General features: G+C 69.2%; 15 protein-coding genes and 8 pseudogenes. 15 read left to right on the top strand and 8 right to left on the bottom strand.

What is annotated here, in order from left to right:
• The first annotated feature begins 58 nt into the window (after nt 1-58).
• The 9 genes and pseudogenes from H0I39_RS10785 (at nt 59) to metH (ending at nt 8,950) form a co-directional block, all read left to right on the top strand.
• Nucleotides 59-507 (top strand): annotated as a pseudogene (locus H0I39_RS10785) (PACE efflux transporter).
• 261 nt (nt 508-768) lie between these two features.
• Nucleotides 769-1,989, top strand: a pseudogene (locus H0I39_RS10790) (threonine ammonia-lyase); the annotation flags it as partial.
• A gap of 590 nt (nt 1,990-2,579) precedes the next feature.
• Nucleotides 2,580-2,780, top strand: coding sequence for a hypothetical protein (locus H0I39_RS10795; protein ID WP_180550480.1), 201 nt, complete (start codon nt 2,580-2,582; stop codon nt 2,778-2,780).
• Between the two features lie 220 nt (nt 2,781-3,000).
• Entirely contained in the window at nt 3,001-3,612 is a 612-nt protein-coding gene (locus H0I39_RS10800; protein WP_307776809.1) for a metal ABC transporter ATP-binding protein, read from the top strand.
• 268 nt (nt 3,613-3,880) lie between these two features.
• Nucleotides 3,881-4,777, top strand: coding sequence for a metal ABC transporter permease (locus H0I39_RS10805; protein WP_257645755.1), 897 nt, complete (start codon nt 3,881-3,883; stop codon nt 4,775-4,777).
• Nucleotides 4,774-4,950, top strand: a complete 177-nt coding sequence (locus H0I39_RS10810; RefSeq protein ID WP_180550481.1) for a hypothetical protein — start codon at nt 4,774-4,776, stop codon at nt 4,948-4,950. Before H0I39_RS10805 ends, H0I39_RS10810 begins: the two co-directional genes overlap by 4 nt.
• Nucleotides 4,951-4,998: 48 nt before the next feature.
• Complete coding sequence (locus H0I39_RS23285) at nt 4,999-5,526, top strand: metal ABC transporter substrate-binding protein (RefSeq protein WP_307776810.1); 528 nt, start codon at nt 4,999-5,001, stop codon at nt 5,524-5,526.
• A complete protein-coding gene (locus H0I39_RS23290; protein ID WP_308645831.1) occupies nt 5,460-5,918 on the top strand; it encodes a metal ABC transporter solute-binding protein, Zn/Mn family in 459 nt (152 codons plus the stop codon). The genes H0I39_RS23285 and H0I39_RS23290 overlap by 67 nt, the downstream gene beginning before the upstream one ends.
• 209 nt (nt 5,919-6,127) lie before the next feature.
• Complete coding sequence (metH, locus tag H0I39_RS10820) at nt 6,128-8,950, top strand: methionine synthase (protein ID WP_373368286.1); 2,823 nt, start codon at nt 6,128-6,130, stop codon at nt 8,948-8,950.
• Nucleotides 8,951-8,960: 10 nt separating this feature from the next.
• Here metH and H0I39_RS10825 read toward each other — a convergent pair whose 3' ends face one another.
• The 5 genes and pseudogenes from H0I39_RS10825 to H0I39_RS10845 all read right to left on the bottom strand — a co-directional run bounded on the left by H0I39_RS10825 (nt 8,961) and on the right by H0I39_RS10845 (nt 12,517).
• A complete protein-coding gene (locus H0I39_RS10825) occupies nt 8,961-9,482 on the bottom strand; it encodes a DUF6036 family nucleotidyltransferase (protein ID WP_180550482.1) in 522 nt (173 codons plus the stop codon).
• On the bottom strand, nt 9,469-9,801 hold the full coding sequence (locus H0I39_RS10830) for a hypothetical protein (protein WP_180550483.1): 333 nt from the start codon (nt 9,799-9,801) through the stop codon (nt 9,469-9,471). The genes H0I39_RS10825 and H0I39_RS10830 overlap by 14 nt, the downstream gene beginning before the upstream one ends.
• Before the next feature lie 87 nt (nt 9,802-9,888).
• A pseudogene (locus tag H0I39_RS10835) lies at nt 9,889-10,682 on the bottom strand (ABC transporter permease).
• Nucleotides 10,679-11,511, bottom strand: a pseudogene (locus H0I39_RS10840) (ABC transporter ATP-binding protein). The pseudogenes H0I39_RS10835 and H0I39_RS10840 overlap by 4 nt, the downstream one beginning before the upstream one ends.
• A gap of 4 nt (nt 11,512-11,515) precedes the next feature.
• Entirely contained in the window at nt 11,516-12,517 is a 1,002-nt protein-coding gene (locus H0I39_RS10845; protein ID WP_180551785.1) for an ABC transporter substrate-binding protein, read from the bottom strand.
• A 274-nt stretch (nt 12,518-12,791) separates the two neighbouring features.
• On the opposite strand from H0I39_RS10845, the gene H0I39_RS23295 reads away from it, so the two are divergent.
• Nucleotides 12,792-14,393 (top strand): YhjD/YihY/BrkB family envelope integrity protein, encoded by a 1,602-nt coding sequence (locus tag H0I39_RS23295; RefSeq protein ID WP_180550484.1) that lies wholly within the window; start codon nt 12,792-12,794, stop codon nt 14,391-14,393.
• A 256-nt stretch (nt 14,394-14,649) separates the two neighbouring features.
• Here H0I39_RS23295 and H0I39_RS24110 read toward each other — a convergent pair whose 3' ends face one another.
• Both H0I39_RS24110 and H0I39_RS10855 read right to left on the bottom strand, forming a co-directional pair.
• Nucleotides 14,650-15,057, bottom strand: coding sequence for a magnesium chelatase subunit ChlI family protein (locus tag H0I39_RS24110; RefSeq protein WP_373368340.1), 408 nt, complete (start codon nt 15,055-15,057; stop codon nt 14,650-14,652).
• Nucleotides 15,031-16,343 (bottom strand): annotated as a pseudogene (locus H0I39_RS10855) (YifB family Mg chelatase-like AAA ATPase); the annotation flags it as partial. The gene H0I39_RS24110 and the pseudogene H0I39_RS10855, both read right to left, overlap by 27 nt.
• Before the next feature lie 20 nt (nt 16,344-16,363).
• Between H0I39_RS10855 and H0I39_RS10860 the strand changes: the two are divergent.
• The 5 genes and pseudogenes from H0I39_RS10860 to glcF all read left to right on the top strand — a co-directional run bounded on the left by H0I39_RS10860 (nt 16,364) and on the right by glcF (nt 21,379).
• On the top strand, nt 16,364-17,134 hold the full coding sequence (locus tag H0I39_RS10860; protein WP_180550485.1) for a TorF family putative porin: 771 nt from the start codon (nt 16,364-16,366) through the stop codon (nt 17,132-17,134).
• Between the two features lie 60 nt (nt 17,135-17,194).
• Entirely contained in the window at nt 17,195-17,533 is a 339-nt protein-coding gene (gene glnK / locus H0I39_RS10865) for a P-II family nitrogen regulator (RefSeq protein WP_180550486.1), read from the top strand.
• Nucleotides 17,534-17,607: 74 nt separating this feature from the next.
• Nucleotides 17,608-18,906 (top strand): annotated as a pseudogene (locus tag H0I39_RS10870) (ammonium transporter); the annotation flags it as partial.
• A 159-nt stretch (nt 18,907-19,065) separates the two neighbouring features.
• A complete protein-coding gene (glcE, locus tag H0I39_RS10875; RefSeq protein ID WP_180550487.1) occupies nt 19,066-20,136 on the top strand; it encodes a glycolate oxidase subunit GlcE in 1,071 nt (356 codons plus the stop codon).
• A pseudogene (gene glcF, locus H0I39_RS10880) lies at nt 20,136-21,379 on the top strand (glycolate oxidase subunit GlcF). The gene glcE and the pseudogene glcF overlap by 1 nt, the downstream one beginning before the upstream one ends.
• Nucleotides 21,380-21,433: 54 nt before the next feature.
• On the opposite strand, the pseudogene H0I39_RS10885 reads toward glcF, so the two are convergent.
• A pseudogene (locus H0I39_RS10885) lies at nt 21,434-21,903 on the bottom strand (glutathione peroxidase).
• Between the last annotated feature and the right edge of the window lie 396 nt (nt 21,904-22,299).

Genomic DNA, 22,299 nt, shown 5'->3' on the forward strand with positions numbered 1-22,299 from the left:
CCCGCCCGCCGTCGCGGCGCGGGCAAGGCGAGTCGCATCGGCTTGCTAGAGTGTCGCCATGTCCGCACCGGCACCCCTGCTGTTCCTGCTGCGCGGCCCGCGCCGCCGCATCCTCTACGTCGCGCTGTACGAGCTGATCGCCATCGCCGTGGTCACGCTGGCGCTGGGACTGTTCACCGACCACGGCTGGGGCAGCTCGGGCGGCATGGCGGTGGGCAGCTCGGCCATCGCGGTGGTGTGGAACCTGGTGTTCAACTGGTTCTTTGAGCGCTGGGAGCTGCGCCAGCCCGTGCGCGGCCGCAGCCCGGCGCGGCGCGTGGCGCACGCCATCGGCTTCGAGGGCGGGCTGCTGCTGTGGCTGGTGCCGTTCATCGCATGGTGGCTGGGCGTGAGCTGTGGCAGGCGCTGCTGCTCGACATCGGGCTGCTGGTGTTCTTCCTGATCTACACCTTCGTGTTCACCTGGGTGTTCGATCGCTTGTTCGGGCTGCCGGCGTCGGCGGTGTAGCTGGTGGATGCATCAAAAATACTTGGTTGGCAACAAGTCTCAGACAGTGTTGTGGGAGCGGGCTTGCCAGTGATGAGGCGTCTCACCGCAACCTAGGCTTGATCACGGGCAAGCCCGCTTCCACACCGCGGATGCGGTCCGCACGTCATCTGAGACTTCTTGATCGTCAAGCAAAAAACAATAGCTGCCCGCGCCCGTCCATTCTTGGTTTTAGATGATTTTCTCTTGAAATCAAGGTGTGGCGTGCGCAAGCCACTATTAATAAAGAGTGACCGCGCGGCGCACAATGCGCCGATGCTGCAACTCACCGACATCCAGCAAGCCGCCGACCGCCTGAAGGGCCAGGTGCTCGACACCCCCTGCGTCGAATCGCGCACGCTGTCGCAGGTGACGGGCGCGCAGGTGTTCCTGAAGATGGAGAACCTGCAGTTCACCGCCTCGTTCAAGGAGCGCGGCGCGTGCAACAAGCTCGCGCAGCTATCGAAGGAGGAGCGTGCCCGCGGCGTGATCGCCATGAGCGCCGGCAACCACGCGCAGGGCGTGGCCTTTCATGCGCAGCGGCTGGGCATCCGCGCCGTGATCGTGATGCCGCGCTTCACCCCCGGCGTGAAGGTGACGCGCACGCAGGGCTTCGGCGCCGAGGTGATCCTGCACGGCGACACGCTGGACGCCGCCAGCGCGCATGCGCAGGCCCTGGCGCGCGAGCAGGGCCTGAGCTTCGTGCACCCGTTCGACGACGAGGCCATCATGGCTGGCCAGGGCACGCTGGCGCTGGAGATGCTGGCCGAGCAGCCCGCGCTGGACACGCTGGTGGTGCCTATCGGCGGCGGCGGGCTGATCAGCGGCGTGGCCACCGCGGCCAAGGCGCTCAAGCCCGGCATCCGCGTGGTGGGCGTGCAGACGGCGCGCTTTCCCGGCGCGGTGAACGCGGTCACCGGCAGCACGCACGCGCAGGGCGCCAGCACCATTGCCGAGGGCATCGCGGTCAGCGCGCCGGGCGCGCGCTGCCTGCCACTGATCCGTCAGCACGTGGACGATCTGCTTCTCGTGGACGAGGGCGACGTGGAGCAGGCCATCGTGATGCTGCTGGAGATCGAGAAGACCCTGGCCGAAGGCGCGGGCGCCGTCGCACTGGCGGCGCTGCTGCGCCATCCGCAGCAGTTTCAGGGCCGCCAGGTGGGGTTGGTGCTGTCGGGCGGCAACATCGACCCGCTGCTGCTGGCCGCCATCATCGGGCGCGGCATGGTGCGCTCGGGCCGGCTGGCGCGCATCGTCGTCAGCGCGCGCGACGTGCCGGGCTCGCTGGCGCGCGTCACGGCATTGGTGGCCGAATGCGGCGCCAACGTGCAGGAAATCCACCACCAGCGCGCCTTCACGCTGCTGGCGGCGCAAAACGTCGAGATCGAGATGGTGCTGCAGACGCGCGATGCCGAGCACGTGCGCGAACTGCTGGCACGGTTGGCCGCCGAGGGGCTTCAGGCGCGCTGGCTGGGGAGCAGTGAGGGCGGGCGTCGGTTTGATGGAACTGGCCACTCGAAGTCCTGTTGCGGTGCGCAGAGGCCTGCCATCCCTTGTGGGAGCGGCCGTGGCCGCGATAAGGCGCCGCCTCGACTGGGAGGCCGCATCGCGGGCAAGCCCGCTCCCACCCGGCTGCCATGGCGCCGCGGTGCGGCAACCATCAGCCGCCCGCTTTTTGGGTGGCAAGCCAAATCGGCCTCCAGCGCCCGGTGGATAAGCGCAAGCAGCTATCGAATCAGGAGTGATGGGCGCTGCCGTCTTCACGGCAGCCGGCGCAGGTGCCGTGCACGGCCAAGTCGACCCGCGCCGCCTGGTGCCCGTGCTCGGCCAGCGTGCGGCGCAGCGCATCGGCCACCGCCTGCGTGGGCGCGTCGGCCGCCTGCAGCGGAAACTGCGTGTGGCAGGCGTCGCATTCGAAGTGCGGCACGGCGGGCGCGGACTCAGGCGCCGATGCGGCCACACCCAGCCACTGAAAGCGCCACACCCGCTCGCCCGGCGCCGTGTGGCGCGCCAGCAGGCCGGCGGCGACCAGCCGGTCCAGCAGGCGGTACAGCGTGACGGGGTTCACCGGCTCGCCCGCCTGCGCCAGCCGCGCCGCCACGTCGGCATGGGTGGGTTGCCAGTGCGTGGCGGCCTGCTCGAACAGCTCGGCCACGCCCAGCACCGCGCGCGTGCTGCGCAGCCCGGCCTGGTGCAGGCGCTGGCTGAGGGCGGCGGGGTCAAACGTGGGCATGAAGCTGCAGGGCGGTCGTTAATGCAACTGACTTGCGATATGATCGCGCACTCGGCGGCTTGATGCAAGTCAGTTGCATTTTATCGCCGCCTTCCGATTGCCGCCCATGACCCCGCCCCCGCCGCTGTCCAAACGTCCCCGCTGCTGCTGCGCGGCGCCGGTTGGCGCCTGGGCGTCGCGGCGGTGTTGAGCGCCGTGCTGCTGTTGCTGTGGCGCTGGGCGCTGCAGGGCGGGGGCGCGTGATGGCGGCGCCGCAGCCCGTCGCCCTGCACGACCTGACGCTGGGCTACGACGGCCATCCGGCGGTGCACCACCTGTCGGGCGTGATCCAGCCCGGCGCGCTGCTGGCGGTGGTGGGGCCCAATGGCGCCGGCAAGTCGACGCTGATCAAGGCGCTGGCCGGGCTGCTCAAACCCATCGGCGGGCGCATCGACGGGCTTGCGGGCCAGCGTGTGGCCTACCTGCCGCAGCAGGCCACGCTGGAGCGCGGCTTTCCTATTCTGGTGGGCGAGTTCGCCGCCATGGGGCTGTGGCACGAAACCGGCGCGTTCGGCGGCTTTTCGCGCGCGCAGCGCGAGCGCGTGCGCGACGCTCTGGCGGCGGTGGGGCTGGAGGGCTATGCGCGCCAGCCGATCGACACGCTCTCGGGCGGGCAGTTGCAGCGTACGCTGTTTGCGCGCCTGATGCTGCAGGATGCGCCCATCTTGCTGCTGGATGAGCCCTTTTCGGCCATTGATCAGCGCACTTGCGCCGATTTGCTGGCCTTGCTGCAAGGCTGGCAGCGCGAGGGCAAGACGGTGCTGGCGGTACTACACGACCTGCACCAGGTGCGCGAGGCTTTCCCGAAACGCTGATGCTGGCGCGCGAGCTGGTCGGCTGGGGGCCGACGGCGCGGGTGCTGACGCCGGCCAACCTGCAGCGCCTGCGGGCGATGCCGGAGGCGTTCGACGAGCGGGCGCCGGTGTGCGAGGTGGAGGGTGCAGGCACGGGGCACGACGGGCACATGCATGTCCTCCCTCATGGGCATGAACATGTTCACGAGAGCGGTCACGCGCATGCGCATGGTCACGCGCCGGCCCCTCACACCAGCCCTCTCCCCAGAGGGGCGAGGGAGCAATACCCATGACGCCCGAGACGATGGACACCGGCCTGTGGGCGCTGCTCGTCGGCCCGCTGACCGAATTCGGCTTCATGCGCCGCGCGCTGGTGGGGTGCATCGCGCTGTCGCTCAGTTGCGCGCCGGTCGGCGTGTTCCTGCTGCTGCGCCGCATGAGCCTGACCGGCGACGCCATGGCGCACGCCATCCTGCCCGGCGCGGCCATCGGCTACCTGCTGTCGGGTCTGTCGCTGACGGCGATGACGCTGGGCGGCGTGGCCGCCGGCCTGCTGGTGGCCGTGGGCTCGGGGCTGGTGGCGCGCTCCACCGTGCTGCGCGAGGACGCCAGCCTGGCCGCCTTCTACCTGCTCAGCCTGGCGCTGGGCGTGCTGATCGTCAGCACGCGCGGCAGCAGCGTCGATCTGCTGCACGTGCTGTTCGGCACCGTGCTGGCGCTCAACGACGCGGCGCTGACGCTGCTGGTGGGCATTGCCGTCGCCACGCTGGCGGCGCTGGCGCTGATGTACCGGCCGCTGGTGCTGGAGTGCCTGGATCCGCAGTTCCTGCGCAGCGTCAGCCGCTTCAGTGCGCTGGCGCACTACGGTTTTCTGGTGCTGGTGGTCATCTGCCTGGTGGCCGGCTTTCATGCGCTGGGCACGCTGATGGCCGTGGGCATCATGGTGCTGCCCGCCGCCACCGCGCGCCTGTGGGTGCGCGGCGTGCCGGCGCTGATGGCGCTGGCCGCCGCGCTGGCGCTGGCGGCCTGCGTGGCCGGGCTGCTGATCAGCTACCACGCCGACTGGCCCACCAGCCCCACCATCGTGCTCAACCTGGGCGCGGTGTACCTCGTCTCGCTGCTCGTCGGCCGCCACGGCGCCTGGCGCAGTGGGCAGCATGGGCGCCAGCGGCATCTGCGGGCGTGAACGTTTTCTTCCTCGTCATTCCGGCGAAAGCCGGAATCCACACCGCCGCGCCAGCGAACGCCACGTTCATGCGAGCGAAGCGCAGCACGGATCCCGGCTTTCGCCGGGAGGACGACCTGTTGGATGGGCGGACCACCGCAGCCAATCGAAATTCAAGAAGAATCAACCGCTAACGCTTGTCTGGCAAGCGCACACAGCTATCAACAAAGGAGTAACTCAAGATGTCATTCCTCACCCGCCGCACCGCCCTGGCCGCCGCGCTCGTCGCCTTCACCCTGCCCGCCCACGCCGCCGAGCCGCTGCGCGTGGTCGCCAGCTTCAGCCTGCTGGGTGACCTGGTGCAGCAGGTGGGCGGTGATCGCGTCGCCGTCACCACGCTGGTCGGCCCGGGCGCCGATGGCCACGTCTTCCAGCCCACGCCCGCGCACGCGCGCCAGGTCGGGCAGGCGCAACTCGTGGTCTCCAACGGCCTGGGCTACGAAGGCTGGATGCCGCGCCTGCTGCAAAGCACCGGCTACAAGGGTCCGCAGGTGGTCACCACGAAAGGCGTCAAACCCATCGCCGGCACGCGCGGCCACAACCATGACCATGGCCACAAGCACGACCACGGCCGCCACGACCCGCACGCCTGGCAAAGCGTGCCCAACGTCATCACCTACGTGAAGAACATTGCCGACGGCCTGTGCACCGCCGACGCCGCCGGCTGCCCGCCTACCGCGCCAACGCCGAGCGCTACACCGCTGAGCTGAAAACGCTCGACGCCGACATCCGCGCCGCCTGGGCGCCCATCCCCGCCGCGCAGCGCAAGGTCATCACCTCGCACGCCGCCTACGCCTACTACGGCCAGGCCTACGGCGTGCGCTTTCTGTCGCCGCAGGGCGTCAGCACCGAGAGCGAAGCGTCCGCCAAGGGCGTGGCACAGCTGGTGCGGCAGATCCGCAAGGAAGGCATCAAGGCGCTGTTCGTCGAGAACATCTCCGACCCGCGCCTGATCGAGCAGATCGGGCGCGAGACCGGCGTCAAGCCCTCGGGCGAGCTGTACTCCGACGCGCTCAGCGCGCCCGGCGCCGACGCCGAAACCTACGTGCGCATGATGCGCACCAACACCGAGCGGCTGGTGCGCGCGGTGCGCGGCGACTGACGCCGCGGCCCAACGGCGCGACGCGGCAAGGGGCTTTGGCACGGCCTAGAATCGCGCCTTCGGCTGCCAAGGAGCGTTGCAGCGCCAGCGGCGCGGTTTTGAAGAAACCGCGCCACAAGCGGCGTCAGGCTTGCGCCGAATGCTATTGATCTCGAATCAATGGCGCGGGTCTTTGTTGCAACGACGCTCACCTGAAACTTGATTTGCAGGTGAGTGCCGTGTCCGCAGCTTCTCTTTCTTCTTCTCCGCCGCCGCTCCAGCTCTCGGGCCTGGAGCCGCTGGTCATCGGTCCCGGCGCGCTGTTCGTCAACATCGGCGAGCGCACCAACATCACCGGCTCGAAGGCCTTCGCGCGGATGATCCTGGGCGGCCAGTACGAAGAGGCCCTGGCCGTGGCGCGCCAGCAGGTCGAAAACGGCGCGCAAATCGTCGACGTGAACATGGACGAGGGCATGCTCGACGGCCAGGCCGCGATGGTGAAGTTCCTCAACCTGATGGCGACCGAGCCCGACATCGCCCGCGTGCCGGTGATGGTCGATTCCAGCAAGTGGAGCGTGATCGAGGCCGGCCTGCGCTGCATCCAGGGCAAGGGCATCGTCAACTCCATCAGCATGAAGGAGGGCGTGGACGAGTTCAAACGCCAGGCGCGCCTGATCAAGCGCTACGGCGCCGCCACGGTGGTGATGGCCTTCGACGAGCAGGGCCAGGCCGACACCTACGCGCGCAAGATCGAGATCTGCGAGCGCGCCTACCGCATCCTGGTCGATGAAGTCGGCTTTCCGCCCGAAGACATCATCTTCGACCCCAACATCTTCGCCATCGCCACCGGCATCGAGGAGCACGCCAACTACGCGGTCGACTTCATCGAGGCCACGCGCTGGATCAAGCAGAACCTGCCCGGCGCCAAGGTGTCGGGCGGCGTGAGCAACGTGTCTTTCAGCTTTCGCGGCAACGACCCGGTGCGCGAGGCGATCCACACCGTGTTCCTGTACCACGCCATCAAGGCCGGCATGGACATGGGCATCGTCAACGCCGGCATGGTGGGCGTGTACGACGACCTGGAGCCCGAGTTGCGCGAGCGCGTGGAAGACGTGGTGCTCAACCGCCGCCCCGACGCCGCCGAGCGCCTGCTGGAGATCGCCGAATCCGCCAAGGGCGCCGCCAAGGACGACAGCAAGAAGCTGGAATGGCGCGGCACGCCGGACAAGCCGGTGGGCGTGAACGAGCGCCTGAGCCACGCGCTGGTGCACGGCATCACCGAGTTCATCGTCGAAGACACCGAAGAGGCCTACCAGCAGATGGTGGTGCAGGGCGGCGGCCGCCCGCTGCACGTCATCGAAGGGCCGCTGATGGACGGCATGAACGTGGTGGGCGATCTGTTCGGCGCCGGCAAGATGTTCCTGCCGCAGGTGGTGAAAAGTGCGCGCGTGATGAAGCAGGCCGTGGCGCATTTGCTGCCCTACATCGAGGCCGAGAAGAAGGCCATGGCTGACGCTGGTGCCGACGTCAAGGCCAAGGGCAAGATCGTCATCGCCACCGTCAAGGGCGATGTGCACGACATCGGCAAGAACATCGTCACCGTCGTCTTGCAGTGCAACAACTTCGAGGTGGTGAACATGGGCGTGATGGTGCCGGCCCATGAAATCCTGAAGAAGGCCAAGGAAGAAGGCGCCGACATCGTGGGCCTGTCGGGCCTCATCACGCCCAGCCTGGAAGAGATGCAGCACGTGGCCGGCGAGATGCAGAAGGACGCGCACTTCCGCGACAACGCCATCCCGCTGCTGATCGGCGGCGCCACCACCAGCCGCGTGCACACGGCGGTGAAGATCGCGCCGCACTACGATGGTCCGGTGCTCTACGTGCCCGACGCCTCGCGCAGCGTGGGCGTGGCGCAGGGCCTGCTGGGCGAGCAGGCCGCGCAATACTGGGCCGACGTGCGCGCCGACTACGAGCGCGTGCGCCACCAGCACGCCAACAAGAAGCAGGTGCCGCTGTGGCCGCTGGCGAAGGCGCGCGCCAACAAGACCCGCATCGACTGGGCCGGCTACCAGCCACCACAGCCCAAGTTCATCGGCCGCCGCGTCATCCGCAACATCGACCTGGCCGAGCTGCTGCCCTTCATCGACTGGACGCCCTTCTTCCAGACCTGGGACCTGGCCGGCAAATTCCCCGCCATCCTGACCGACGAGGTGGTGGGCGAGGAAGCCACGCGCGTGTACAACGACGCCCAGGCCATGCTGAAGAAAATCGTCGACGGCCGCTGGCTGACGGCGCACGCCATCGTCGGCTTCTGGCCTGCCAACACCGTGCGCGACGACGACATCGAGTTGTACGCCGACGAATCGCGTCGCGACGTGGCCCTGACCTGGTACGGCCTGCGCCAGCAAACCGAAAAGCAGGAAGACGCCAACGACCAGATGCGCCCCAGCCGCTGCCTGGCCGACTTCATCGCGCCGCGCAATGCTATTGATTCAGAAGCTGTTAGCGCAGGCCAGACGGGCGCCGAAGGCCAAAATGGCTTGAAAGACCACATCGGCGCCTTCGCCGTCACCGCCGGCATCGGCGTGGACAAGAAGGTGGCCGAGTTCATGGCCGCGCACGACGACTACAGCGCCATCACGCTGAAAGCCCTGGCCGACCGCCTGGCCGAGGCCGGCGCCGAATGGCTGCACCACCGCGTGCGCACCGACTGGTGGGGTTATGCGGCGGGCGAGGGCTTGTCGAACGAGGACTTGATCGCCGAAAAGTACGTCGGCATCCGCCCCGCGCCCGGCTACCCCGCCTGCCCCGACCACCGCGTGAAGCAGCCGCTGTTCGAACTGCTGGGCGCCGCCGACATCGGCATGTCGGTCACCGAAAGCTTTGCCATGTCACCGGCGGCCAGTGTCAGCGGCTTCTACTTCAGCCACCCCGACAGCACGTATTTCAGCGTCGGCAAGATCGACCAGACCCAGGCCGCCGACATGGCTGAACGCAGCGGCGTGCCGCTGGCCGAGGTGGAGCGCGCGCTGGCGCCGAACCTGGGGTTGTGATGTGGCGGGCTCAGGCCAGCGCCTGAGCGTGTCGCGCCAACCGCGCCTTGGCGTTGGCGTCCACGGGCAGCGCCTGCACGCGATCAAGCAGTGTGTTCAGCTGGATCAGGCCATGCCGCAGCATGGTCTGCACGAAAGGCCCGTCCTTCTCGCGTCCCGCCACCAGCTTGGCAGCGGCCAGGTCGTGCGGCTCCAGACACCAACCGATCTTGAGGTCGGTGTTTTCGTTCTGCAGCTTCACCAGCCGATCCTGCCAACCAGCGGGCAGCACGGCGGTTTCTGGCCCCACACCCTGGGCGTAGTAACCAAACCGTTCGTGAAAGGGCGACAGCTCGCCGATCGCACCGTCGATCAGATCGGCCAGTTCCGGCTGCTTCAGCGGATAGCAGTCCGCCTCCATCGACTGCAGCAGCGCGGCAGGCGGATCGGCCACCGCGCCCAGGATCGACTGGCTGCCGATCACCACGATCTCGTATTCGTTCGTCACCGCGGCGGCCGCGCGGATCAGGTGCTCCAGCTCATGCCGACGCATGGGGATGTTCCTGGCGCCATGCTTTCAGCGCCGCGAATCGCTCGGCATGGCTTAGCAACCCCGCGAAGGGTGAAGCCTGCCTGAGCGCGGCGGCACGTTCCGACTCTTCCAGCATAACGACGATGGTGGACTGCAGCCCCTTGGCCATGATGGCCTCCCACGCTGCAAGATAGGGCTGCACGCGGGCATCGGCGGATTGGCGCCAGCGTGCCAATGTGTCCCGTGCATGTTCGAATGCCGCCGGATCCTGGCGCAGGCGCTCAGCCACCAGGCGGTGCAGTGCCAGCGAGCGGGCGTCCAGATCGGCATGGGTTGGCATGAAAAAGAGTATGCATGAGCGAAATGCTGCCAACAAATGGGCGCGTCTCGTCGGCGCGCCAGATGGAAGCCATCGAGTGCGAGCGGGTCACGCCAAGGGTGTGATGTCACCCCGCCTGCGACCCCGGTGCGCCCAGCCAGTGGTGTGCTTCTCGATAAAGCTGAACAGCTCGTACATCAGCATCGCCATCACGCCGACGACCAGCAGGCCGGCGAAGGCCAGGGCCATTTGCATCGAGGCGCCGGCCGAGACCAGCATGTAGCCGATGCCTTCGTTGGCGGCCATCATCTCGGACACGGTGGTGCCGACAAAGGCCAGGGTGATCGCCACCTTGAGCGAGGCGAAGAAGTAGGGCATGGAGCGCGGAAGGCCGATCTTGGTCAGCACGTCCCAGCGCTTGGCGCCCAGCACGCGCAGCACGTCTTCAAGCTCGGGCTCCAGCGTGGCCAGGCCGGTGGCGATGTTGACGGTGATGGGGAAGAACGAGATCAGGAACGCCGTCAGCACCGCCGGGCCGACGCCGATGCCGAACCACACCACCAGGATGGGTACGAAGGCGGCCTTCGGCAGGGCATTGAAGGCGGTCATCAGCGGGTACATGGCGGTGTAGGCCAGGCGCGAACTGCCGATGATGAAACCCAGCAGCACGCCGACCACGATGGCCAGCGCGAAGCCGACCATGGTGACCCAGAAGGTGCGCCAGGCGTGGGCGGCGATGACGGTGTGGAACTCGACCAGCCGCGCCCAGATGGCCGAGGGCGCGGGAACACGAATTCGGACACCTCGAACACGCGGCACACCAACTCCCACAGCAGGGCGATGATGGCCATCAGCACGAAGGGCGAGGCGCGCTCGACCAGCTTGCGGCGTGGGGTGCTCATGGCGCCACCTCCGCGCCGGGCTGGCGCATGGCGCCGATGTGTCCGCGCAGCTCGTGCACGGTTTCGGTGAAGTGCTTGGTGTAGGTGATTTCCAGGTCGCGCGGGCGCGGCAGGTCGATGGTGCGCCGCACCACGAAGCGGCCGGGGCTTTTGCTCATGACGTACACGGTGTCGGCCAGGAACACGCTTTCGCGCAAGTCGTGCGTGACCAGGATGACGTTGAAGCGCTGCGCCTGCCACAGGTAGCGCAGCGTGCACCACAGCTCTTCGCGGGTGAAGGCGTCGAGCGCGCCGAAGGGTTCGTCGAGCAGCAGCATCTTGGGTTCGTGGATCAGCGCGCGGCAGATGCTGGCGCGCTGCTGCATGCCGCCCGACAGCTGCCAGGGTACTTGCTCTCGTAGCCGCCCAGGCCCACCTGGCGCAGCAGGGCGCGGGCGCGCTCGGCGTATTCGGCCCGCTTGCTGCGAAATTGGGAGCGATACGGCTCGACGATCTCCAGCGGCAGCAGCACGTTGTCGAGCGTGGTGCGCCAGGGCAGCAGCGATGGCGCCTGGAACGCCATGCCGCTGATCTTCAGCGGCCCATCGACCTCGCGCCCGTCGATGACGATGCTGCCGCGCGACGGGCGCTTCAGGCCCGTGGCCAGCTTCATGAAGGTCGACTTTCCGCAGCCCGAAGGCCCGACGATGGCGATGAACTCGCCCTGCGCCACCTGCAGGTCGATGGCTTCCACCGCGAACTGCCGTTGTGCCAGCAGCTCGTCGTTGTAGGCCAGCCAGACATCGCGGAAGTCGATGAAGGGCGCGGCCGCGCCGGCAAGCTCGGCCATGGGCTTACTTCTTGGCCGCGGGCAGCACGTCCAGCTCGGCCCGGCCCGGCAGAAAGCTGCCGTTCCACACCGCCTCGGGGTTCACGCGGGTCTTGGTGCCGTAGGCGTCGGACACCTGCGAGGCCATCAGCGACAGGCGGCTGGTCACCACCTGGCCAAAGCCCTCGGCGCGGGCATCGGGGCTGGCGATCACGCTGTCGATGGCCAGTTGCAGGCGGCGCGTCTCCAGCGGCACGTTGACGATGCCGTCGCGCGCCTTCACGTGCTCGATGGCGGCGGCCGGGTTGGCCATCACCTCCTTCGCGCCCCTGGCGAAGGCGCCGAGGAAGGCCTTGATCGCGCCCGGGTTCTCCTTCAGCAGCTTCTGGCCCACGATGATGGCGTTGCCGTACAGCTTCACGCCGTGGTCGGCGTAGGGCATCAGCACCACGTCGGCTGGCTTCACGCCGCGCGCCTCCAGGTTCAGCAGCGAGGTGAAGCCGAAGCCGGTGATGGCGTCCACGTCGCCGCGCACCAGCATGGTTTCGCGCAACGGCGGGTCCATCGACGTCCAGGCCACGTCCTTCACGCCGTTGACTTTGGCGAAGATCGGGAAGCCGCGCCGCCCGGCGTCGAACACCGGCGCGCCGAGCTTCTTGCCGCCCAGGTCGGCGGGTTTCGTGATGCCCGACTTCTTGAGCGCGAACACCGCGGCCGGCGTGTTGTTGTAGACCATCATCACCGCCACCGGCTTGTTGGGCGCGTCGGGGTTGTTGGCGTGGAACTCCATCAGCGCCGCCAGGTCGGCAAAGCCCATGTCGTAGGCGCCCGAGGCCACGCGCGTCACCGCCCCGCCCGAGCCGTTGCCAGCGTCCACCGTCACGTTCAGCCCGGCCTGCTTGAAGTAGCCCTTGGCCACCGGCTGCAGGAACAGCGCTGCCGGCCCCTCGAAGCGCCAGTCGAGCTGGAACTTGATCGGCGTGCTGCCCTGTGCCCAGGTCGGGGCGGCGGCAGCGGCGGTCAGCAGGGCGGCGGCGCCAAGGCACTGGCGGGGGACAGGGGCATGGGTGTTCTCCGGTCAGGGGTGGAAGGGGTGCGCGTGGGCGCCCGACGATGGGGCTTGCAAGAAGAATGCCACAGGGCTGCGCGCACTGGCCTCGGGGTTGGCCCGCATGTGTCGACCCAGGCTTGCCGTGCATTGGGGGCCTGTGCGCGCTGAACGCGCCGCGTCGGCGTCGGCTGACAGCGTGTGCCGGTGGCCGCTGGCTGGGTGGGCCGGGGCGCGCGCCTAGACTGGCCGCATGGTCACCACCGCTGCCGATTCCGCCCCCGTCGATGCCGCTACCGCCACGGCCGTGGCCGCCGCCACCGGCGCAGCGCCCACCGCGCCGGTGGTTCCCAAGCTGTTCCAGGGCAGGCTCAGGGTGTTCTACCCGCTGTACCGCGCGTTCGAGCTGTGGTCCGACGCCGACGGACTGCGCATGAGCGCGGCCATGTCGTTCTACGGCATCCTCAGCCTGGCGCCGCTGCTGGTGCTCATCGTGGCCGTGCTCGGCTGGTGGCTGGACCGCCAGATGCTGGAAACGAGCCTGATCACGCAGATCGGCGGCGTCGTCGGACAGCAGGGGGCCGAGGTGATCAAGGCCGCGATCGCCAGCGCGCAGGAGCCCGGCAAGGGGCTGTTCGCCTCGCTGCTGGCCTTCGTGCTGTTGCTGGTGGGCGCGACGGGCGTGTTCGCCGAATTGCAGTCGGCGCTGGAGCGCCTGTGGACGCAGGGCACCGGCGTGGACGCCGTGGATGCCTGGTGGCACACCGCCACGCTGCGGCTGCGCGGCGTGGCCTATATCCTGGCCTTCGGTTTCCTGATGCTGGTGTCCACCGTGATCGCCAGCCTGCTGAGCCTGCTGGAGCAATGGGCCGGCAGCCGCTTCGAGATGAAGCTGGTGCTGGCGACGCTGAACCAGGCCATCTCGTTCCTCATCACCACCGGCCTGTTCGTGGCGCTGATGCGCATGAGCGCCGGGCCGCAGCCGAGCCTGCGCTACCTGCTGCGCGGCGCAGCGGTGGGCGCGCTGCTGTTCGGCGTCGGCAAGTACGCGCTGGCGCTGTACCTGTCGACGGCCGCGGTGGTGTCGGCCTATGGCGCGGCGGGTTCGCTGGTGGTGCTGCTGATGTGGATCTACTTTGCCGCCGCGGTGCTGCTGTTCGCCGCCAGCGTGGCGCGCGTGATGGCCGAGCGGCACGGCCAGTTCTCGCCCGCGCCCACGCCGCCGCCGGCCGCCGCCGTTACCGGCCTGAAGGCCGAGGCGCGCGCGCAGGGTGACGACATGACGGCGCAGGCCAGCACCGCCGCGGTGGCAGCGGCCCTGGCAGGTGACGAAGGGCCCGCCCAGCGACCGGCGCGCCGGCAGGCGGTGGCCGTGCCCCGTTCCCACGAGGCGCTGGCGTTGCTGATCTCGGTGGCCGCAGCCTGGCTGATGACACGCCCCAAGGCGGGGTCAACGGAGGCGCCACCCGCATGGGCCGCGCGTGAGGCTGCCCGGCCGCCGCGGCCGCGTGACGAACAGTCTGCCCCGTCGCGCGGCGACGAGCGTGCGCGCGAGCGCGGCGATGCCCAGGCCTCGCCCGCCTGGCTGGGCGCCGCGGTGGTGGCCGCCCGTGCACTGCGTGCAGGTGTGCGGCTGGCGCAGGGTGCGGCACAGCCTTCGAAGCGCGACGACGATGGCCTTCGCCTGCACGCGCCGCGCGCCCTGCGCCAGTGGGGCGAGCGTGCCGTGGACAGCCACGCCAGCAGCCTGGGTACGCACTGGAGGCAGTGGCGCGAGCGCCAGTCCCTGACGCACGCCGAGCGCGTGGTGGCGCGCGACGTGCAGGCGCTGCGCGACGCGTTGCGCAAGCGTTGAGAACCGAGCTACGCCTCGGCTGCTCACAAGAACATCAAGAATCCTCGACTCTCAGGAAGTCTCGGATGACGCGCGGACTGCATCCGCTGTGTGGGAGCGGGCTTGCCCGCGATCAATCGTTGGTGGCGACGAGACGCCTCATCGCGGGCAAGCCCGCTCCCACAACAGGGCCCGAGATTTCTTGACAATCAATCAAAAATCATAGCTGCCAGCGCTTGATGGACAGGCGCTGGAGGCTGATTTGATCAAAAATTGATCAAGCCGCGCTGCGCAGCGCCCGCCGGTACTGCACCGCTTCGGCCACGTGCGCCGTCGTCGTCAGCTCGCTGCCGGCCAGGTCGGCGATGGTGCGCGCCACCTTCAGCGCGCGGTGGGTGGCGCGGGCGCTCCAGCCCAGGCGCGTGGCCGCGGTGTGCAGGAAGGGGCGCGCGGCATCGTCGAGCCGCACATGCGCGTCGATGGCCTGGCCGTGCAGCGCCTGGTTGGGCACGCCTTGCCGCGCCAGCGCACGCTCGCGCGCCGCCGCGCAGCGCGCCCGCACGGCGGCGGTGGCCTCGCCGGGCGGTGCCGCCAGCAGTTCGTCGGCCGGCAGGGCCGCCACCTCGATGTGCAGGTCGATGCGGTCCAGCAGCGGCCCCGACAGCTTGCCCTGGTAACGCGCCACCTGGTCGGGCGTGCAGCGGCAGGGCTTGATGCGCGAGCCCAGGTAGCCGCAGGGGCAGGGTTCATCGCCGCGATGAGCTGGAAGCGCGCCGGAAACTCCGCCCGCTGCGCCGCGCGGCTGATGGTGATGTGGCCGCTCTCCAGCGGTTCGCGCAGGGCTTCGAGCGCGGCGCGCGGAAACTCCGGCAACTCGTCCAGAAACAGCACGCCCTCGTGCGCCAGCGAGATTTCACCCGGCCGTGGCGGTGAGCCGCCGCCCACCAGCGCCACCGCGCTGGCGGTGTGGTGCGGCGAGCGGGTGGGCCGCACGCCCCAGGCCTGCAGCTTGAAGCTGCCGCCCAGGCTGGCGATGGCGGCGCTCTGCAGCGCTTCGCCCACGTTCATCGGCGGCAGCAGGCCGGCAAAGCGCTGCGCCAGCATCGACTTGCCGGTGCCCGGCGGGCCCATCATCAGCAGCGAATGGGCACCCGCTGCTGCAATTTCAAGAGCGCGCCGGGCGGCGGCCTGGCCTTTCACGTCGGCCAGGTCGGGGTAGGCGGGCGCTTGGCTGCGCTCGGCCGGCGGCACGCGCGACCAGCCTTCGACTTCGGCCGGCGGCGGCGTGCCGGCGGGCAGGAACTGCGCCACCACGTCCAGCAGATGGCGTGCGCGGTACACCGCCATGCCGGGCACCAGCGCGGCCTCTTCGGCGCTGCCGGGCGGCAGCACCAGCTTGGCATCCACGCCGCCCTGGTGCAGCGCCACGGCGGTGGCCAGCGCGCCGCGCACCGGGCGCAGCTCGCCCGACAGCGACAGCTCGCCGGCAAACTCCCAGCCCGCCAGCCGCGCACCGTCGATCTGCCCGCTGGCGGCCAGGATGCCGAGCGCGATGGGCAGATCGAACCGGCCCGAATCCTTCGGCAGATCGGCGGGCGCCAGGTTGACGGTGATGCGCTGGTTGTGCGGAAACTCCAGCCCGCTGTTCTGCAGCGCGCTGCGCACGCGCTCGCGGGCCTCCTTCACCTCCACGTCGGCCAGGCCCACCAGCGTGAAGCTGGGCAGCCCGTTGGCCAGATGCACCTCGACGGTGACGGCGGGCGCCGCCAGCCCCATCAGGGCGCGGCTTTGCACCAGACTCAAACCCATGCTTGCGTTCATCCCCATGTTGGTGCGTGGCTGCCTGCACCGATGCGGTGCGATCGGCGTGGCCTCCGCGTTGGCGCCACCACGTCGCTGGGCCGAACTGTAGCGCGGCATGGAGCGCGATGGCAGCTGGCACGCCTCCTGCTTAAACCTCTTCGCAGTCATTCAACACCGAAGAGGAAGTCATGCACACCGCCTTGCGCACCATCAAGCCCCTGGGTCTGGCCATAGCGGCGATCGGCGCCGGCGGCGCGGCCCTGGCGCAGACCGCCGTCACGCCCGAGCCCGCCCCGGCCCCCGAAAGCACGCTGTCGTTCAACGTCGGTGCCACCACCGATTACCGCTATCGCGGCATCTCGCAAAGCCGGCTGAAGCCCGCGCTGAGCGCCGGCGCCGATTACAGCCACGCCAGCGGCCTGTACGTGGGCACCTGGCTCACCACCATCAAGTGGATCAAGGACGCCGGTGGCGATGCGCCGATGGAGTGGGACGTGTACGGCGGCTACAAGGGCCAGTTCGGTGCCAGCGGCCTGGGTTATGACGTCGGCCTGCTGCACTACAACTACCCCAGCCACAAGCTGTCCATCAGCCCCAATACCACCGAGATCTACGGCGCGCTGAGCTACGGCATCTTCACCGCCAAGTATTCGCACGCGCTCACCAACCTGTTCGGCTTTGACGACAGCAAGGGCAGCGGCTACCTCGACCTGTCGGCCAACGTGGACCTGGGCGATGGCTGGTCGGTGGTGCCGCACGTGGGCCGCCAGTGGGTGCGCCACAACAGCGCCTATGCATACACCGACTATGCGCTGGCGCTGAACAAGGACTTCGGCAACGGTCTGTCGGCCAGCGCCGCCGTCATCGGCACCAATGCCGACAAGGCGCTCTACACCACGCCCAGCGGCCGCTTCACCGGCCGGGCCGCGCTGGTGCTGGGCATCAAGTACACGTTTTAAGCCAAATCGGCCTCCAGCGCCGGTCCATCAAGCGCTGACAGCTATCAAAAAGGAAGCATCATGAAACTCGTCACCGCCATCATCAAACCCTTCAAGCTCGAGGAAGTGCGCGAAGCGCTGTCGCAGCTGGGCGTGCAGGGCATCACCGTCACCGAGGTCAAGGGCTTCGGCCGCCAGAAGGGCCACACCGAGCTGTACCGCGGCGCCGAGTACGTGATCGACTTCCTGCCCAAGGTGAAGCTCGAGACCGCCGTGGACGACGACGTGGTCGAGCGCGTCATCGAGGCCATCGAGCAATCCGCGCGCACCGGAAAGATCGGCGACGGCAAGATTTTCGTCGCCGACCTGGAACAGGTCATCCGCATCCGCACCGGCGAGACCGGCGGCGCCGCGCTGTAAGCCCATCGCACGCACCAGAGGAACACCACCCATGAAATCCCCGTTCGCTTTCTTCGCGCTGCTGCTGGCCGGCGGCGCTGCTGGCGCAGGCCGCCGCACCCGAGGTGGCGGCCGCCGCCTCGGCCGCCGCAGCCGCCGCGCCCGTACCGCACATCGACTCCGGCGACACCGCCTGGATGCTCACCTCCACCCTGCTGGTGATCCTGATGATCGTCCCCGGCCTGGCGCTGTTCTACGGCGGCCTGGCGCGCAGCAAGAACATGCTCAGCGTGCTGGTGCAGGTGTTCGTCGTGTTCTCGCTCATCAGCATCCTGTGGGCGGTGTACGGCTACAGCCTGGCCTTCAGCGGCGACGGCAACTTCTTCGGCGGTTTCGACAAGCTGTTCCTGAAAGGCGTCACGCCCGACAGCATCGGCGCGCTGCCGACGGTGCCCGAATACGTGTTCATCGCCTTCCAGGGCACCTTCGCCGCCATCACCTGCTGCCTCATCGTCGGCGCCTTCGCCGAGCGCATTCGCTTCTCGGCCGTGCTGCTGTTCATGGCGATCTGGTTCACGCTGAGCTACGTGCCCATGGCGCACATCGTGTGGGGCGGCGGCCTGCTGGCCAAGGACGGCGCGCTCGACTTCGCCGGCGGCACCGTGGTGCACATCAACAGCGGCATTGCCGGCCTGGTGGGCGCCTACATGCTGGGCAAGCGCGTGGGCCACGGCCGCGAAGCCTTCACCCCGCACAGCCTGACGCTGACCATGGTGGGCGCCTCGCTGCTGTGGGTGGGCTGGTTCGGCTTCAACGCCGGCTCGGCCGGGGCGGCCAACGGCGGTGCGGGCCTGGCCTTCATCAACACCGTGCTGGCCACGGCGGCCGCCACGCTCACCTGGTCGCTGGGCGAGGCGATGCACAAGGGCAAGGCGTCCATGCTGGGCGCCGCCTCGGGCGCGGTGGGTGGCCTGGTGGCGGTCACGCCGGCGGCTGGCTTCGTGGGGCCGATGGGTGCCATCGTCATCGGCGGCCTGGCGGGGCTGGTCTGCCTGTGGGGCGTGAGCGGCCTCAAGCGCCTGCTGAACGTCGACGACGCCTTCGACGTGTTCGGCGTGCATGGCCTGGGCGGCATCCTGGGCGCCATCCTGACCGGCGTGTTTGCCGCGCAGAGCCTGGGCGGCACCGGCGGCCTGACGCCCGACAGCTTCAGCATGGGCGCGCAGGTGTGGATCCAGACCAAGAGCGTGCTGTTCACCGTCGTGTGGTCGGGCGTGGTCTCGTTCATCGCCTACAAGATCGTGGACCTGTTGATCGGCCTGCGCGTGAGCGAAGAGGAAGAGCGCCAGGGCCTGGACATCTCCAGCCACGGCGAGACGGCGTACAACCGCTGAAGCCCGCTGCGGCAATTCAAGGGCCTGCCCGCGTGGCAGGCTTTTTCATGTCGAATCCGGCTTTCGCTCAGGTGGGACCGGCGCGGGCAGCTACCGAATTAGAAGTAACGGTTGGTCAGGCAGGGGAATGCGGGGCGGCCAGCCGCTACCATCCACGGCATGGATGCCGCGCTGCAAGCCCTCATCGAGAAGATCCGCAAGGCCGCCGAGCGTGGGCGGCCCTTGCGCATCCGCGGCGGCGGCACCAAGGACTTCTACGGCCAGCAACTGCAAGGCGAACTGCTCGACACGCGCCCGCTGGCCGGCATCGTGGCCTACGAGCCGAGCGAGCTGGTCGTCACCGCCCGCGCCGGCACGCGCCTGCGCGATCTGCAGGCGCTGCTGGCGGAGCAAGGCCAAAGCCTGCCGTTCGAGCCGCCGCAGTTCGGCGTGGCCAGCACGGTGGGCGGTGCGGTGGCGGCGGGGCTGTCGGGCCCGGCGCGCGCCAGCGTCGGCGCGCTGCGCGACTACGTGCTGGGCGTGCAGATCGTCAACGGCAAGGGTGAGCTGCTGACCTTCGGCGGCCAGGTGATGAAGAACGTGGCCGGCTACGACGTCAGCCGGCTGATGGCGGGCAGCCTGGGCACGCTGGGCGTGATCGCCGAGGTCAGCCTGAAGGTGCTGCCCGTGCCGCCAGCCGAGCGCACGCTGGTGTTCGAGCTGTCCGAGACCAGCGCGCGCCAGCAGCTCAACCGCTGGGGCGGCCAGCCGCTGCCGCTGAACGCCAGTTGCTGGGCCGACGGCCACCTGGTGGTGCGCCTGCGCGGCGCCCGCGCGGCCATCGACAGCGCGACCAAAATCATGGGCGGCCAGGTGCTGGACGCCGAACGCGCCGAGAAGCAGTGGACGACGCTGCGCGACCAGGCGCTGCCGTTCTTTCGCCTGGCACCCGGCGAGGCGCTGTGGCGCGCCAGCGTGCCCGACACCGCCACGCCGCTCAACCTGGGGCCGACGCTGGTCGAATGGCACGGCGCGCAGCGCTGGATCAAGGCCACGCCGGCCGATGCGCCCGTGGTGCGCGAAGCCGCCGCGCGCGCCGGCGGGCACGCCACGCTGTTTCGCGGTGGCGACGGCAGCGTGCCCGTGTTCACCCCTTTGCCTGAGCCGCTGGCGCGCATCCATGCGCAGCTCAAGCGCGAGTTCGACCCGGCGGGCATCCTCAACCCGGGGCGCATGGTTTTGGACTTCTGATGCAGACCGCCCTGGCCCCCGAATACCGTGACACCGACGCCGGCCGCGAGGCCGAGGCGATCCTGCGCAAGTGCGTGCACTGCGGCTTCTGCACCGCCACCTGCCCCACCTACCAACTGCTGGGCGACGAGCTGGACGGCCCGCGCGGGCGCATCTACCTGATCAAGCAGGTGCTGGAGGGCGAGCAGCCCACACGCACCACGCAGCTGCACCTGGACCGCTGCCTCACCTGCCGCAACTGCGAAACCACCTGCCCCAGCGGCGTGCAGTACGGCCACCTGATCGACATCGGCCGCCAGGTGGTCGAGGCCAAGGTGCCGCGCCCGCCGGCCGAGGCGCGCAAGCGCCGGCTGCTGAAGGAGGGCTGACCTCGCCGCTGTTCGGTACGGCGCTGCGGCTGGGGCAATCGGTGCGCGGCCTGCTGCCCGCGGTGCTGAAGGACAAGGTGCCCGAGCGCCGCGCCGCTGGCGCCTGGCCCCGGCGTTCGCACCCGCACAAGGTGCTGCTGCTCGAAGGCTGCGTGCAGCCCGCCATGGCGCCCAACATCAACGCCGCCACGGCGCGCGTGCTGGATGCGGCGGGCATCGAATGCGTGCTGCCGCGCGGCCAGGGCTGCTGCGGCGCGGTGCGCTACCACCTGGCCGATGGCGAGGGCGGCCTGAAGCAGATGCGCGCCAACATCGACGCCTGGTGGCCGCACATCGAGCGCGGCGCCGTCGAAGCCATCGTCATCAACGCCTCGGGCTGCGGCGCCATGGTCAAGGACTACGGCCACCTCCTGCGCCACGAACCGCGCTACGCCGACCGCGCGGCCAAGGTGTCCGAGCTGGCGCGCGACCTGAGCGAGCTGCTGCCCTACCTGGCCGAGGCGCTGCAGGGCCGCGTGCGCCCGCCCGCGGCCGTGCTGGGCTGGCACGCGCCCTGCACGCTGCAGCACGGCATGCAGCTGCGCGGCGGGGTGGAGCAGTACCTGGGTGCGCTGGGCTTTCAGCTGCGCCCGGCCGCCCAGGAGGCGCACCTGTGCTGCGGCTCGGCTGGCACCTATTCGGTGCTGCAGCCCGAGCTGGCGACGAAGCTGCGCGACCGCAAGCTCGGCCACCTGCTGGGCGAGACCAGCAGCGACCGGCCCGCCGCCCTGCTGTCGGCCAACATCGGCTGCATCACGCACCTGCAGTCCGGCACCGAGCTGCCGGTGCGGCACTGGATCGAAGTGCTGGACGAAGCGCTGGTTGCTTCCAAATAAAGAGCTGCTTGCGCTTACTGGACGGGCGCTGGAGCCCGATTTGATGCATATGCTTCAGGGCTGGCCCAGCGCCGCCTCGATGTCGGCCGCCAGCGCCTCGGGCCGGTGCCGCGGCGCATAGCGGCCGATCACGCGGCCGTCGCGCCCCAGCAGGAACTTGGTGAAGTTCCACTTGATCGCCCGCGTGCCCAGCACGCCCGGCGCCTGCGCCTTCAGCCACGCGAACAGCGGGTGCGCCTGCGGGCCGTTCACCTCGCACTTGGCCATCAGCGGAAACGTGATGCCGTAGCTGGCGCTGCAGAAGGCGCCGATGGCCGCGGCATCGCCCGGCTCCTGCCGGCCGAACTGGTTGCATGGAAAACCGATCACCGTGAAGCCTTGCGGCCCGTAGCGCTGGTGCAGCGCCTGCAGGCCGCCAGCTGCGGCGTGAAGCCGCAGGCGCTGGCGGTATTGACGACCAGCCGCACCTGGCCGTCGAACTGCGACCAGGGCAGGGGCCGGCCGTCCAGCGTCTGCAGCATCATGCGAATGGGCTTTCAAACATGCTTGTCCATCAAGAAATCTCTGATGCCGCGCGGACCGCATCCGCGTTGTGGGAGCGGGCTTGCCCGCGATAGGGCGTTTCGCCACAACCAACGCTTGATCGCGGGCAAGCCCATTCCCACACCACTGTCTGAGACGGGTGACTCATCCAGCAAAACGTCATCAGCGGTTGGGCAAGTGGCGCGTCATCGGGCATCGGGGCTTGCGTGCAAAGTTCACGGCCGCGCAGTGTGGCAGCAACACCGGGGCGAAGCAATCACGGCTTGGCCGCCGCGTGTGGGCCGCATTGCGCCGATGCTTGCCCCGAAGGCGCGCCGACTGGCCACAATGGTCGGGAACCGGGCACGCTGACCAAGGTGTGTCGGCACAGCCCCCGG

It is taken from the genome of Ottowia beijingensis, from assembly GCF_013423955.1.
GTDB classification, from domain to species: Bacteria; Pseudomonadota; Gammaproteobacteria; order Burkholderiales; family Burkholderiaceae_C; genus Ottowia; species Ottowia beijingensis.